This window comes from Sneathiella chungangensis, from assembly GCF_009882935.1.
GTDB classification, from domain to species: domain Bacteria; phylum Pseudomonadota; class Alphaproteobacteria; order Sneathiellales; family Sneathiellaceae; genus Sneathiella; species Sneathiella chungangensis.
The window spans coordinates 747,966-762,340 of record NZ_WTVA01000015.1; the positions used below are offsets into that span (position 1 = coordinate 747,966).

The 14,375-nt window shown below is 54.8% G+C and carries 10 protein-coding genes; 2 read left to right on the forward strand and 8 right to left on the reverse strand.

Features of this window, described 5'->3' with window-relative positions:
* Positions 1–63 precede the first annotated feature (63 nt).
* The 3 genes from GQF03_RS16625 to GQF03_RS16635 all read right to left on the reverse strand — a co-directional run bounded on the left by GQF03_RS16625 (position 64) and on the right by GQF03_RS16635 (position 2,674).
* Complete coding sequence (locus GQF03_RS16625) at positions 64–1,266, reverse strand: alpha-amylase family protein (protein WP_161340427.1); 1,203 nt, start codon at positions 1,264–1,266, stop codon at positions 64–66.
* Positions 1,263–2,072 carry a metallophosphoesterase family protein gene (locus GQF03_RS16630; RefSeq protein ID WP_161340429.1) on the reverse strand — a complete coding sequence of 270 codons (810 nt, stop codon included), beginning with the start codon at positions 2,070–2,072 and terminating at the stop codon, positions 1,263–1,265. Before GQF03_RS16630 ends, GQF03_RS16625 begins: the two co-directional genes overlap by 4 nt.
* A gap of 251 nt (positions 2,073–2,323) precedes the next feature.
* Positions 2,324–2,674 carry a hypothetical protein gene (locus GQF03_RS16635; protein ID WP_161340430.1) on the reverse strand — a complete coding sequence of 117 codons (351 nt, stop codon included), beginning with the start codon at positions 2,672–2,674 and terminating at the stop codon, positions 2,324–2,326.
* Positions 2,675–3,517: 843 nt separating this feature from the next.
* Between GQF03_RS16635 and GQF03_RS16640 the strand changes: the two genes are divergently transcribed.
* Positions 3,518–6,334 carry a LamG-like jellyroll fold domain-containing protein gene (locus tag GQF03_RS16640; protein ID WP_161340431.1) on the forward strand — a complete coding sequence of 939 codons (2,817 nt, stop codon included), beginning with the start codon at positions 3,518–3,520 and terminating at the stop codon, positions 6,332–6,334.
* Between the two features lie 78 nt (positions 6,335–6,412).
* Here GQF03_RS16640 and GQF03_RS16645 read toward each other — a convergent pair whose 3' ends face one another.
* From GQF03_RS16645 to GQF03_RS16665, 5 genes are all read right to left on the reverse strand, one after another.
* Complete coding sequence (locus tag GQF03_RS16645) at positions 6,413–7,390, reverse strand: glycosyltransferase family 2 protein (RefSeq protein WP_161340432.1); 978 nt, start codon at positions 7,388–7,390, stop codon at positions 6,413–6,415.
* Positions 7,391–7,399: 9 nt separating this feature from the next.
* Positions 7,400–8,377, reverse strand: coding sequence for a glycosyltransferase family 2 protein (locus tag GQF03_RS16650; RefSeq protein ID WP_161340433.1), 978 nt, complete (start codon positions 8,375–8,377; stop codon positions 7,400–7,402).
* A gap of 76 nt (positions 8,378–8,453) precedes the next feature.
* Entirely contained in the window at positions 8,454–9,602 is a 1,149-nt protein-coding gene (locus GQF03_RS16655) for a glycosyltransferase family 4 protein (protein WP_161340434.1), read from the reverse strand.
* Positions 9,603–9,946: 344 nt separating this feature from the next.
* Positions 9,947–11,230 carry an HlyD family type I secretion periplasmic adaptor subunit gene (locus GQF03_RS16660; RefSeq protein WP_161340435.1) on the reverse strand — a complete coding sequence of 428 codons (1,284 nt, stop codon included), beginning with the start codon at positions 11,228–11,230 and terminating at the stop codon, positions 9,947–9,949.
* Complete coding sequence (locus tag GQF03_RS16665) at positions 11,227–13,287, reverse strand: type I secretion system permease/ATPase (protein WP_161340436.1); 2,061 nt, start codon at positions 13,285–13,287, stop codon at positions 11,227–11,229. Before GQF03_RS16665 ends, GQF03_RS16660 begins: the two co-directional genes overlap by 4 nt.
* Before the next feature lie 337 nt (positions 13,288–13,624).
* On the opposite strand from GQF03_RS16665, the gene GQF03_RS16670 reads away from it, so the two are divergent.
* Positions 13,625–14,257: an XrtA/PEP-CTERM system exopolysaccharide export protein gene (locus GQF03_RS16670; protein WP_206375912.1), complete on the forward strand. Its 633-nt coding sequence runs from the start codon at positions 13,625–13,627 to the stop codon at positions 14,255–14,257.
* Positions 14,258–14,375: the final 118 nt, after the last annotated feature.

Consider the following 14,375-nt stretch of genomic DNA (forward strand, 5'->3'; position numbering starts at 1 on the left):
GTCCGTCTTTTCAGTGGGCAGGGCGTCATGGCGCGGAGGGCCGCCGGCGAACAGCGTCCCGCGCTAATGGCAGTTTTTCGTGTCGCTCCGGGGTATTTTATAAAGATGCACGGCATAGGGCTCGAATGCGTCCCGGAAGGCCCCCTTCTCAAGCGGCAGCGTCCGGTCTTCATCGAGCACCTCGACTTGCGGCATCACCGCCTCGCCGGTCAGCACGAGACGCACAGAGGCGGCAAATTTACTGACGGAACCGGCGAAGACGTAAAGATGGCAGTCGTCTTTCTTGACGATCGCCGAGATGCTTCCCGACGGCGCCGTGGCGTCCGTCTCGATACGAATGGCGCCGGGCAGCGAGTCGCTTTTAAGGACGCGCGCCAACGACTGCAGCCGCCTGTTAATCGCCGCGACATCGGCGCTTAACGCCCGGTTCCCGAGGAGGGAGGCTTCGATAAAGCGGGGGGAAAATTGGTGGACGAAATATATGATGCCCCGCGCGCCATGGATAATGCTGAGCCAGACGAGTTTGCGCACCTCGTCTCCGGTGGGGAGAAGCTTCGGATTGGACACGCGGCTCGCCTCGATCACCGCCCAGACGGGTTTGGCGCCGCCGGTCAGACCGATCAGCCGATCGACACCCCGCGCAACGAAATCAAGGCGCCCGCGGACACCGGCATCGCGGTGGGTGACCGGATAAATATCGAACGAGAGAATATCCCCGGCCCGGACATACTCCTTATAATCTTCCGGATGGTTTGTCCGTGTTCCCCGGCCGTACCACTGATCCCAGGCGACGCCCTGACCAAGGTTAAGAAGGATCGGCCGGTCCGGATCCCGTTCCTTCATTTTCCGGTAGAGCGCCAACAGTTCGGCCGGCGGGATGGGCGGGCCGAAACCGCCGCCATCTTTCGCCTGCGCATTGTCCGGCTCATCGGGCATGATCCATCCGGCGATGATATCCCGATAGCGGCCGGAAAGGCCGATATCATTTTGCGGAGCGAAGACGGGCATGCGGGCCGCCTGCAACTGTTCCAGCTGCGCGACGGTCGGCCCTTCCCACAGACCGGCATAGAAATTAATCCCGATCGATTGATACGCGCGGGCATTTACCGGATCCTGAAGCCATACGCCGACCGGAAAGACATCCTGCCGATCGAGAAACGCGGCGGGCACCTCGGCGCCGGTTTGAGAAAAAGACGGATTGAACGGAAGGGAGCAGAGGAGGGAAGCGAGGGTCAGGATAACGCAGGCAAACGGCCGGACATTCATAGGATCTCCTTGCGGTCCCCTTCCAGAACGAGACAGGTCAGAATGTTCGAATAAAATGCTCCGGTGTCGATCCCGATCCGGTTTTCCCTGAACTCAGGCTCGGGAATAATACTATGGCCATGGACGACGACCTTCTCGTACAGGCCCTCATGGGCGAGGAAACTGTCGCGAATCCAGAGAAGATCATGCTCGCGCTGCTCGTCAATCGCTGTTCCGGGCTCGATACCGGCATGCACAAAGAAATAATCGCCCATGGAATGGCCGCTTTTCAGCGTTCCGATAAATTTAAGATGGGAATCGGGGAGATTCTTTTTAAGCCGCCGTCCCGCCTTGACGATTGTCTCTTCGGACAGACCCGCAAGGTCAATGTCCACGCCATAGCTTCGGAGTGTCGCGTCACCCCCGTAGTGCAGCCAGCGCTTGCCTTTCACCGGGTCCTGCAAAAAGGACATCATCGCCGCCTCATGATTGCCCTTGAGCGCGATGACATTCATGTCGGAGTTAACAATGTCCAGCATCTGATCGATAACGCCGGAACTCATGGGGCCGCGGTCGACATAGTCGCCCAGGAATATCAGGTGGGTCCTGACATCGTTGCTATGCGACCGGTCCCGCTCGATCCTGTCCAGCAATGGCAGCAGCAGATCCTTGCGACCATGGATGTCACCGATGACATAGGCACGCTGCCCCTCGGGCAGGGTCGCGCTTTTGAGGGAAACCGAACCGCCGGCGAAGTCGTCGGGCTTTGCTTCGGCCAGGTTCGTCGAGCGTCTTGAAATTAACCTGTTAAGCCGGGTCAGGGGCATTAGATGCTTCTTCCAATCTGCGCATTTGAAAGTTGTCGTCGTCTCGCAACGGCGAAGGCGCCATGTTAACGCGGTTGATCCATATATTCTACAAACAAGATTGTGATCTTTCGAAGAATAAAAAAAAGTGGTGGCCAACCGGCCACCACTTTATATGGGTACTGAAATGTTACTTTTGAAGCCTCACCCGAAACGGGATCGGCGACGATAGAAAATTTACTTTGTAATATAGTCTGGCAATTTAAATTCACTTATTCCCAGTTTGAATTATCCTGCTTGCGGCGACGGCCGAGCCAAAATATGGCGCCCAGCGCCCCGCCAAAGAGCAAAACGGCCGGCGGCAAGGGCACGGAACTCATGAAACTTCCGCCTGTCGATCCCTTCTCGGCAATGTCCGTTGCCGGCTTATCCTTGAACAGGGCGAATGCGGTCGCCTGATGCGCCGACAGGGCGCCCGCTTCCGCTGTTTCCCCAACGGCAGGCTGTTGTGGCAATGTCACGCCCACGGACGCCTTCTCCACGCTCACCGGCGCGGCGGACGCGGCTACGGCGCCCATCAACAGCATCGCCAGACCTGTCACTGCAAACTTTTGAAACAGCACTTTTTTACTCCCGGATTTCCGTCCGCCCGACTTTGGAGACACGGATTTGGTATTCCTCATTGCCTACAGGAATATGACGCTCGTCTCTTTCCTGCATCCCTCATATGGGTGATAGGGTCAAAAAAATGCATATTCCTATGATCTACGGCGCAAAATCCGGCTGATTTCCGGCCGACCGGAGAAAATTTTCACCTTTTTTCCGGGAAATAGGGCAGCCGCCCAATTTGGTCGAAACCCGCCGATGCCAGTCATCCGACGAAAATTTGACCGGTCCAGGCCGTAAAAAAATTATTGTTTGACGCCCCACAGTTTATTCGGCGGGAGTTGCGAAGAATAAGCGAAATAAATTCGCAAATTAAAAAATTATTTAATTTAATATTTTTTACAATAATGCGGCGAAACCAGCATATCATTCCGAGAGTTAATAAAAAAGTAACCTTTAATTACTTCTCTTTAAATAAAACTGATGATTTTTAAGAAATAATTTTTATATTAACAAATGATTTACAAAAAAATTGGCCGCAAAAAGTCCCTTTCCGTGCCATATTCTAGCCTTATTCGTGGACATACTAGTCTACACGTGAGATTTTTCGAGAAAATCGCCCGTAAATAAGGTGTCTATAACTTTGTATGTGGACGAAATCGAAGTAATCGTAAACGAATTGTTAATATTAAGCGTGAGAGATCACAGAGGTTAAAAAATTAATTTCATGTTAACAAATATACTGTCTACTGAATGCACGTATAACAAGGTCAGTTCCTTTGAGACCAGGCCAGTAAGTGTTGCCAGTAACCAGATTTTATTAAATAAAAACCATTCCGGTAAAAGTGAGCATAAATAAAATGGCGAATACGACAATTATAGTCTCAAACAGCTCCCAATTAAGCGCAGCACTCAAGAGCGCCACTGGCGGCGAAACCATTGTTTTGAACAGTGGTAATTACGGCAGTTTAAGTGTCAGCAATCTTAACTTCAGTTCGGAAGTTACCATTGTCTCTGCCAATCCCGACAATATGGCGGTATTTAGCACCGTTAACGTAAGCTATTCGTCGAACGTTACCTTCGACTCCATCGAAGTGGATTACCATCCGACCGCGTCGTCCTATTCTCACGACAGCGCATTCATGGTGAACCGGTCGTCGGACATCAGCATCGTCAATTCGGTTATCGAGGGCGAGCTGGCCTCCACGACGAGTAACGGAAATGCTGCCGGATATGCCGCGGGACGCGGTGTCACCATTCAGTATTCCGACGACGTGAAACTTGACGGCAACGTCATTGACACGTTCGGCAAGGGCGTTGTTCTTCATGAATCCGAGCAGGTTGAAATTCTCAACGGGTCGATCGAAAATGTCCGTACATCGCATATCGTCGGCGCGGATGTTCATGATGTAACCGTGGACGGAAACTATTTCGGTGCGTCGAACCCCTACGGTTATGGCGGTTCCAACGACCATGGCGACAATATTCACTTCTGGATCGACAGCAGCCAGTCGGAAGACAGCGCCAATATCACCATTACAAACAACTTCTTCGATCAGTCGGACGGCTTCCCCATCATGGGCGTCTATATCGAAGATCATGGCAATACGGCCGCCAAGTTTGAAAATGTCGTGATCGACAACAACGTGATGCATCTCGGTCATCGCCAGGCAATCCTGATTGAAGGTGCCGACGGCGTTCAGGTGACCAACAACACGATGCTTCCGAGTGTCGATGACCCGAAGAACTCTCCCGGCATTAATTTCAGCCTGGCAACGAAGAATGTCGTCGTCACCGACAACGTCATTTCGGCGCCGATTGCTGAATATACCGACGACATCGGCATCCTGAAGAATTCCAACAACTATTATGTTCAGGAATCGAACTCGGGCGCCAGCAACTATATCGGCAAGCTGTTTGTTGATGCCATGTCCGGCAACCCGGATCTGGACGACCTGCAGCCGGTTAAAGATCTCGGCGCCGGTGCGGATCTGACGGAGGTTGGTCCCGGTACGACCCATGACAATGGCTCGGACGACAATTCGACGCCCGACGATTCCAACGAAACGCCGGACACACCGGATGATACGACGGATTCAGATACGGAAACGCCGGACGATTCCAACGAAACACCGGATAATTCCGATGATGATACCAATACGGGCAACAACGGCAATGGTGGTGACGACACGACCGGCTCGAACGATCCCGTGGAAACGGATGACCTGATACGGGCGAACATGAACGGAGATGCCAATAACGCCGCAGATCCGAACAGCGACGATGAAACTGTTTCCAATTCCGTCTCGTTTGTGAAGGACGGCAATCGCGAGGCGGTGAAGCTCAATGATGGCGCCATCAGCTATGACAACACGGGGCAATTCCTGAATAACGACGCCTACACGCTCTCCTTCGACTTCAAGAAGGAAGCCGGCGCGGAGAACGCTTCTGGCTACGCCATTTACTTCTCCTCGAGCTTCGTTGTGAAGATCAACTCCGAAACCATTACGGCGATGGTCCAGACGTCAAACGGCACAAACTGGGTCAATATCGACAATATCGATATCCATAATACGGATTGGCATCAGTTCACGCTGACCTTCTCCGGCGATAATGGCGAGGCTGTTTTCTATGTCGACGGCGTTGAAGCGGCGACGGTCACGGGTCTTGACGGCGCCGTCCAGACCGGCAACCAGTGGCATGACTTCTTCGTTGGCGGTGAATACGGCGGCTCGTTCAACGGCCTCATCGATAATGTATCCTTTGCGCAAGGCGCCATTAACGGCGACCAGGCCGAAGAGTTGTACAAGAGCATGGTCGAGAATACCGACGGTTCGACGAATGACGATGGTCAGGGTACGGACGATACGAATGACGATGATCAGGGTACGGACGATACGACCGACGATACGACGGATGAAACCGAAACTCCGGATGAAACCGACACGACCGACGACGACACGACGCCCGATCCGCAGGATCCCGATGAAACCGAAACCGGAAATGACGATACCGATACGGGCGACTCGGATACGGATACCGGCGATAGCAATATTCCGGATCTCGACGACGAATTGGAAATCGCCGCGCTCGACCAGGCCGCAACGGCCATCGGCGACGGTATTCTCAATCTCGGCCGGGGCGACGAATATTTCGGTCAGGATGACTTCACGGCAAGTGTCACCTTCGCACTCGACGATCTTGACGCCGGACGGGGACGTCTGCTCTGGAACCACATGAATTACGGTATTCAGGTCCAGGACGATGACCTTATGGTCTACTTCGCCGAAGACGGACAGAGGTTGCAGGTCTATACCTTCAAGGATGCCATCAAGGACACCGATTGGCACGACGTGCAGCTGGTTCTGGATGACGAGGCCGACACCTTCTCGATCTACTTCGACGGTGAACTGCTGCAGTCGCAGAGCGGCGTGACCGGAGGGGTTGCCGATCCGAAATGGTGGGATGTCACGGTGGGCGGTACCGCCTTCCAGAATAATGACGATTTCCAGGGACGGATCGCCGACTTCTCGATCATTGACGAGTCCCTCGATATTGACTCAGGCATGTCGGTGTTCGAACGGACCGCCTATATCGACGCGCACGACGATTTGAACAGCTCAAATCTCGATGTGATCGGCGTCGCGCTTGTGGAAGACTCGCTCGACTTCGCGTAAGCCGCGAAAAACGGACAAAAGAAAACCGGCGGTTCCGAAAGGGCCGCCGGTTTTTTTGTGAAAGCGCAGCGAAAACAGCTACTTAATTCGGCTCCCCCGCCAATCGCCCTCTTTTTGCTCCTGCTTTCGATACCGGAGCCCGAGAGCGATGAGCACGAACAAGGCCGCCGTCTTTATTCTGGGATGTGCAAAAAATTCCTTCAGGAGAACCTTCAGAGCCGCGGATTTTTTCCCCGAAAGCGCAAGAAGCTTGCCGCAATATCTTACGGATGCCCGCTGGTTTTCCTCCAGCAATTCGACGCTTTTCTTGGCGACCGGCCGCGAGGATATGGCCTTAAGGACAGAGGTCAGACTATGAACGCGGCTTTCCCACATCGCCAACTGGTCCTGCGACAGGCTGTTCGCCCGGAGACGCCAGATCCCGCAGGGGTTTTCAATGAAAGCAAGATTGAACTGAACGAACAGCTCAAGCATGTAATTGAAGTCCGGGGTCATCCTATTTGCCGGGTCCAAAACGCATCCGTCTTTCAGGATCTGTTCTAGCGTGCTCCGCCGTGTCAGGCCGAAGTTGATCAGCGGAGAGGTTGCATCATACAGATAGGCTTGCAGAATTTCTCCGGCTTTATAAATGGTCAGTTCCGGGTTTTCCGGAATGTCACGATCGGTTATCGACGGGATCTGGTCGTCGAAGGCGCTGTGAAAGGCGCCGAAACAAAGCTGGATGTCGGGTCTTTCCGCAAGAACGCGCGATGCCGTTTCCATAAATTTCGGGAAAAGTATGTCGTCTCCGTCATGAAAGGAGATCAGGCTGCCGGTTGACGCCAAAAAGCCGGTGTTGCGGGCGCCCGCCACGCCCGTATTCGTTTCATGGCGAATATAGGTGATATGCTTCATGCGCTCCCCGAGCGCCGCCGGCAAATCGTCCGGGCCGCAGTCATCGACAACGATGATTTCATCGGGCACGCGGGTCTGGTTTAAAACAGCGTCAACTGTCTCGCAGATCGTGCCCGAGGAATTATACGCCGGGATAATAATGGAGATTGTTTCACTAGCCATGACGTAGCCTTAATATTCCGCACCGCCATATTCAATCTTCTTTTTTTGAAGACCCAACATGACCAACACCAGAACAGCAAATGTTTTTAAATCCGGTGACCGTCCGAGTTCCTTGACAAGGCACCGCATCGCTTTGTTTCGATCGCCGCCATTTGCAAGAATGCGGGCATATTGACGCATTGCGGAGGCCTGCATTCGTTTGAGGAAAGCAACGTGAAAACGGGAGAGAGACAGGCGGTCCGCCAGCCCGACAAGGGAGGCCACCGCCGCCGCCCGCGACGACCATATCTTGAGCTGGTCGCGTGAAATGCTGTCCGGGCGCAGGAAATAGACGCCCATCGGATTGTTAATCCAGAGCGTATCGTTTTTCGCCAGAATACGGACGAATAGGTGAAAATCCTCGTTGCTGAGAAGATCCGTCGGAAAGAGTCCGTCCGCCTCCACGATGTCATCGAGTGCCGTTTTGCGGAAGATACTGAAAGAGGGAATGATCGCGCCCGTATGGTTCAGATAGTAGGTCAGTCCGTCGCCTTTGGGACGGGTTTCTATATCGGGGACCTGCTCGCGGTGGCTCGCCAGAATTGGTGCCGCGTCGCCATCGAAACATTTATAGAAGCTGGCGAAACAGGCGCCGGCCTTCTCATTTTTGTCCAGGGCATCAAGCGCGACCGCCAAAAACTCGGGGCACAGGATATCATCACCGTCGAGGAAAAAAATATAATCGCCAGTCGCCTCCGCAAAGCCGGTATTGCGGGTGTATCGAACCCCTTTATTTGTCTCGTGGCGGATAATCCGTATCTCGGGATCAAGGTCGCCGAGAAGCTCAGCGGCCGGGGTTGCGCTGTGATCGTCGACGATGATGATTTCGTCGGCCTTGCGCGTCTGACCGAGCAGAGAGTCGAGGGTGACGGGTAGTGTCGCATCGCAGTTATAGGTCGCTATGACGACAGATATCCGCTGGGTGGGCATGCTCTTTCCTTCAGTCATCAAACAATCCGGGCGAAGCGCTGTCGTCTGTACAAGTCCCGCCTGTCATCCCGCGGCAGCCCGAGGTAACGATAATTCAATGGATCGCCGATGGGCGGATCGGAGCATCGTCCTCCTGCCCGGAGCTGGTTTGCAGATCCGCGAGAATCGCGCTGAAGTCCGTCCGCCATCTGTCCCAGTTCAATTCGCTCACATATTTGTCGCGGGCATAACTGGCCATATCCCTTAGCCGTGCCTTGTCCCGCCAAAGGTCGAGGACGGCGTCGGCATAGTCTTCGCCGCTGGCGGACAGCGGCAACAGGATGCCGGATTTTCCGTCATCGACCACCGACGGGATGCCGCCCGTCATCGGCGCGATCACCGGTGTTGCGAAGGCGGCGGCCTCCGCAAAGACCAGGCCATATGCCTCGGCGCGCGTCGGCAGTACAAAGAGGGAGGCTTCGGAAAACAGCTTGTTATAGAGCGCAAACTGTTCAGGATCGTTCTTTCGGATATTCTCATAGACTGTGACACCCGCCGGCGGTTTTCCCGGAAACGGGTCACAGCCGACAATGGAAAGCTCAGCGGCTATTCCGTCTTTTCTGAGTTTCTCGAAGGCCGAGAGGATTATCTCGCCGCCCTTGCGATCCCAGTCTTTCCCCATGAAGAGGAGTCTTAACTCGTCGTCAAACTTCCGCGCGAGATAGGGCTCATCCACGCCCGGCAGCTCGCCGACATTTGCGCCAAGGCGGATAAACTGGAGCTTCGCGGGATTGGCGTCGTAATCCTGCTGCGCCGATTTCATCGCCCATTGCGAGGGGAAGATGGAATAGGTGGAATTCTCGATGACGCGCCGCTCAATCTCGTTTCCTTCCCGCCATAGCCATTTCGGAACACGGCTCACTTCCGGATAGTAATTCGTCATGACCGCATAGGTCGCATCGGAGATATGCAGGATGGGCGCGGAGGTTTTGATATTGGCAAGTTCCGGCGAGGCGGCAATGCCAATGACGACTTCCGGATCCGCCTGGTCAATTTTTCTCTGAATTTCGTGGCCAACGGCCTTGCTATAGGCGTTCGTAACCGACAGATCGATACTCGAGCCGAACAATTTGGAAATATACCGGATCACTCTCGTCAGGCCGAGCAACAATCCCATTTTCTGCGCGCGAATAACGACCACGTCATCAGAGATTTTCTTTATTTCACGGGTAATGAAATAAGGCGTCCCTGACCACGCGGACATATTCGTGGGGTCATGCCGTGAAACTATCGCAATCTTCATTACTCGCGCTTTCAATTCCGGAATTGGTAACCATCAATCTAGAGAAGTAAGGTTTAAAAAGTGTAAAATTGTTCCTTGTCCAAGACATCTCGCGGCTAATATGTCATTTGAATGTTAAATAAAATCTGCGCAGATACAAAAAGCACTTGAAATGATGATGTTCAGAATGCGCACGGAGCCAGTACTTCAAAAAATTACGCCGGGGTTGCTTTTAAGCTTCCTCCATCAATCTATAGCAAACGCGCCGGAGAAAGAAAGGGTTTCCCCACGAGCCGGCGTAATTTGCACCAGACCGCCCGCCGCCCTCAATCTTCCCTGAGCGCGCGGTTGAAGCTGAGAATGATCGGGTTCACGAAATAATCAAGCGCGGTCCGTTCGCCCGTTGCAATCATCACATCCGCCTGCATGCCCGGGCGCAGTTGCGTCACCTTGATATCCGCATTTTCAAGATTGTCTATCTGAACCCGCGCAAGATAATAGAAATTCCCGGTTCGATCATCTTCCAGGCTGTCGGCCGATACGCTCAAAACGGTTCCCTCCGCCGGCAGGGAGAAGCGCTGGCTGAAGGCGGGAAAGCGGATGCGCGCCTGGGCGCCGATATAGACGGAGTCGATATCTTTGGTATTGACCTTTGCCTCGACGATCAGCTGGACGTTATCCGGAACAATATCCAGGACCGTTTCGCCCGGCTTGATGACGCCTCCGGTGGTATGGACCTGCAGGTTCACCACATAGCCATCGGTCGGCGCCCGGATTTCCGTCCGGTTCAGCACGTCTTCGGAGGCGCGCGTCTGCTCTTCGAGATCGAAAATTTGCGCCTGCACGTCACGCAGCTCCGCGACGACCTCATCCATCAGGCTGTTGTTGAGTTCGTTGATCTGCAGCTCGACCTCGCCGATCGCCTGCCGCGTCTGGGCAATTCTCGACACATTCTGGCTGCGATTGCCCTTCAGTTCGGCAAGACTCCGCTGCAAGGCGCGCAGCCGCGGGCGTTTGGCAAGGTTCTTCTCGACCAGGCTCTCGACGTCTTTTATCTCGTCGGCAATCAGCGAAATCTGCCGGTCGGAGGAGGAAACCTGTCCCTCCAGCCCCTTGATCTCCTCTTCCAGCTGTGACGCCTTCTGGCGGAGTATTGTGATCTGGCCTTCGCGCGACGTCCGCCGGGACTCGAAGATATTCTGCTGGCCCTGCATGGCCTCCTTTATGTTCGGCTCATCCTTGCGTTCCAGAAGCCATTCCGGAAAATCGATCTTGTCCAGACCGTCCCGCTCCGCGGTCAGGCGCGCTTTCTGGGCCAGGGCGACGGCGCGCCGGCTGCGGACGATTTCCATGGAGGCCTTGGATTGCACTTCGTCAAGAACGATCAGAACGTCGCCCTTCTTGACGATATCGCCGTCCTTGACCTTGATTTCCGAGACAATGCCGCCCTCAAGATGCTGCACGGACTTGCGGTTTCCTTCCACGCTGACCACCCCCTGGGCGATCGCCGCGCTTCCCAAGGGGGCGAAAGCCGCCCATCCGACAAACGCGCCGAAGAAGAGGAAAATTATGACCAGGCCAAAAAGCACCGGCCCGCGTACATTCATCATCTTTTGATTTCCTCGATATACTTCAATGCGCCCTCCTGATCGCCTTGGACGAACAGGGAGTAAATTTTCGAAATGTCTGAATCGCTGAGCGGATGGGACGTCAGCGACTGGATTTTAGCCTTGATCTTTTCGCTCGGTCCCATGGTCAGCACAGTCGGTTTCTTTCGCGGCCCGCTGCCATTCATATGCACCCCGTTCGCCTTTTTCAGCGGCACCTTAGATAACGGCGCACTTCGTGTCGGTGTGAATTTTTTGGCAACCTTGATCCCCGCCGCGTCGGTTGGTTCGGGGGTTCGGACTTTCGTCCGCACCGGCTTATCCGCCTGATCTTTTTCTTTCCTCACCTGGATCGTCTGGTTCGGACCGGGCAGCGCCTTCTGCACACCCTGGAGCTTCATCATCACTTCATCGCGCGGACCGAATTCCTGAAGCATGCCGTCCTTGAGGACCAGGATCTTGTCGACATGGCGCAGGATATTCGGCCGATGGGCAATAACGATCACCGTCATGCCCTCGGCCCTGAGATTATCCATGGCGCGCATCAGCGCGGATTCACCGACGCTGTCAAGGTTGGCATTGGGCTCATCAAGTACCAGCAAGCTGGGATTGCCGTAAAGGGCGCGGGCAAGGGCAATGCGCTGCCGCTGTCCGCCCGACAGCGCCGCGCCGCCTTCGCCAATCTCGGTCTCGTAGCCCTTTTCCATCCGCAGAACCATGTCATGGATGCCCGCCTTCTTGGCGGCGGCGATGACCAGCGCCGGATCCCCTTCGTTCATGCGGGCGATATTCTCGCGGATCGTGCCGGCGAACAGTTCGATATCCTGCGGCAGATAGCCGATATACTGGCCGCGGTCGTCGGCGCTCCATTCGGCGACATCCATCTCGTCGAGGCGGGCATGGCCGAAGCGCGGCTTGAGATTGCCGACCAGCAGCCGCACAAGCGTCGTCTTGCCGGCTGCCGTCGGACCGATAATGCCGAGCACCTCACCGGGTTCAAGGCGGAAATTGATATTGCGAAGGATCGGCTCCTTCGTATTGATATGCGTATAGCTCAGCCCCTCAACCGAAACAGCGCCTTTCGGCCGGGGAAGCGGCATAATGTCCGTTCCCGTCGGCGGGCTGCTTTCCAGTTGCGCTTTCAGCCGGCCATAGGCCGCCCGCGCGGTCAGGAAGCCCTTCCAGGAACCGATCGCCTGCTCAACGGGGGCGAGGGCGCGGCCCATGATAATCGATCCGGCAATCATCGCGCCCGGGCTCATCTCCGCCCGGATGACCAGCCAGGCGCCCGCGCCGGTCACGCCGATCTGCAACATCACGCGGACGAATTTGGACGCCGCCGAGAGGACGCCACCGCGGTCGCTGGCTTGCGCCTGCAGGGCCAGCGAATCAGCATGGCGGGTATTCCAGCGCTTGATCAGCTGCGGCATCATTCCCATCGCCTCGATGACGTCGGCATTGCGCGAGGCCGTCTCCGCCTGTTTCATCGCCACCATCTGCTGGCCGTTGGATTCAGCGAGAAGCTTGCGGGTGAAGCGTTCGTTGGCGATACCGATCGCGAGAAGGAAGACGGCGCCGATCAGGGAGATCCAGCCGAGAAGCGGATGCAGCAGAAACATGACGCCAAGAAAAATCGGGGCGAAGGGCGCATCAAGGATCGGAAAAATGCCGGGGCCGGTCAGAAACGAGCGGAAGGTGCTGAGATCGCGAAGTCCCTGGACGCTGGCTTCCCGTCCCGTCGTCAGGCCGGACATGATACTTGCCGTCAGCGCCGCGCCGCCGACCTGGCCGTCCAGCCAGCGGCTCATCCTGACGAGAATAAAGGTGCGGACACCCTCAAGCATCGCCATGGTCAACAGAGCCAGGGCGGCAATCAGCATCAGCAATATCAATGTATCCGTGTTGCGGCTGGTGATGACCCGGTCAAACACCTGCATCATGAACAGCGGGGCCGTCAACATAAGCAGGTTAATGGCCAGGCCGAAAACCGCTATGATGATGAAGACCCGGGAACATTTGTCTAAAGTTTCCTTCAGAAGCGGGTTTTTCTGTATGCTCACGCTTCCCTCAATAAGTCGAAACCAGCCATGGCTGGATCATATAAATAATCGGCGTCTTTGCCAACGCTGGATCACGGCAGATCCTACATAAAAAACGCTGAAAAAAGATTAATATTTTTTCTAAGAAACGCATTTCCAGGGGAAATTGTGACATCCCCGTTGCAATGCGCGCACAAACTATTGTTGCATTATGGCCATTTTTAGGGAAATACTGGATAAAAATATGGCGTTACCCTTAGAAATAGCGGATATGCTGTGTTACAAGGCTTCAATAAATGATTTTAACCGTTTCTGATAGGCATGTCAGAATTATTTAGACCAAGGGGGAGGCACTTACGTGTTTACACTTCAAAAGATCAAGTCCGCAGCCACCCGGACAATCTTGATTTCACTGGCACTGTTTGTTTCTGCATGTGCCGCGAAAAACGAGGCGGCAACGCTTGCACCGGCATCGCTCTCACAGGCGCCCCAGTATGTTATCGGCCCGCAGGACGAGCTTGATGTTTTCGTATGGCAGAACCCGGATCTTTCGGTCACTGTCCCGGTGCGCCCCGACGGCCGAATTTCAACGCCACTGGTTGATGACATGATGGCCGCGTCGAAAACGTCGCAGGTCCTTGCACGTGATATCGAGAAAGTCCTGTCCAAATATGTCAAGGATCCGCTCGTAACCGTAACGGTCAAGACCTTCAACGGTCCCTATGACCAGCAGATCCGCATTGTCGGCCAGGCCGCAGAGCCGAAGGCAATTCCGTACCGCAACGAAATGACGGTTCTTGATGCGATTATCGCCGTTGGCGGTATGACAGAATTCGCGGCCGGTAACCGCGCCGTTATTGTCCGCAATGAAGGCGGCGAAAAGAAGTCCTACAATGTCCGTCTTGACGACCTGATCATCGATGGCGACGTGTCGGCCAATGTTCCGCTGCTTCCGGGCGATATCCTGATCATTCCGCAAAGCTGGTTCTAGGAGGAGTTGCGGCAAGCGGATTGCCGTGCGTACTGAGGGTGGAATCAATTAGAAGGTAGTCGCATTGTGCTAAATGCAAACCAGCTCGTTTTCAGAAGGAAGAAGTCACGGACTTCTC

What these genes read in the sequence shown, in the direction of transcription:
- GQF03_RS16625 (WP_161340427.1), bottom strand. Translation starts at nt 1,266, where the DNA reads ATGAATGTCCGGCCGTTTGCCTGCGTTATCCTGACCCTCGCTTCCCTC.
- GQF03_RS16630 (WP_161340429.1), bottom strand. Translation starts at nt 2,072, where the DNA reads ATGCCCCTGACCCGGCTTAACAGGTTAATTTCAAGACGCTCGACGAAC.
- GQF03_RS16640 (WP_161340431.1), top strand. Translation starts at nt 3,518, where the DNA reads ATGGCGAATACGACAATTATAGTCTCAAACAGCTCCCAATTAAGCGCA.
- GQF03_RS16645 (WP_161340432.1), bottom strand. Translation starts at nt 7,390, where the DNA reads ATGGCTAGTGAAACAATCTCCATTATTATCCCGGCGTATAATTCCTCG.
- GQF03_RS16650 (WP_161340433.1), bottom strand. Translation starts at nt 8,377, where the DNA reads ATGACTGAAGGAAAGAGCATGCCCACCCAGCGGATATCTGTCGTCATA.
- GQF03_RS16655 (WP_161340434.1), bottom strand. Translation starts at nt 9,602, where the DNA reads ATGTCCGCGTGGTCAGGGACGCCTTATTTCATTACCCGTGAAATAAAG.
- GQF03_RS16660 (WP_161340435.1), bottom strand. Translation starts at nt 11,230, where the DNA reads ATGATGAATGTACGCGGGCCGGTGCTTTTTGGCCTGGTCATAATTTTC.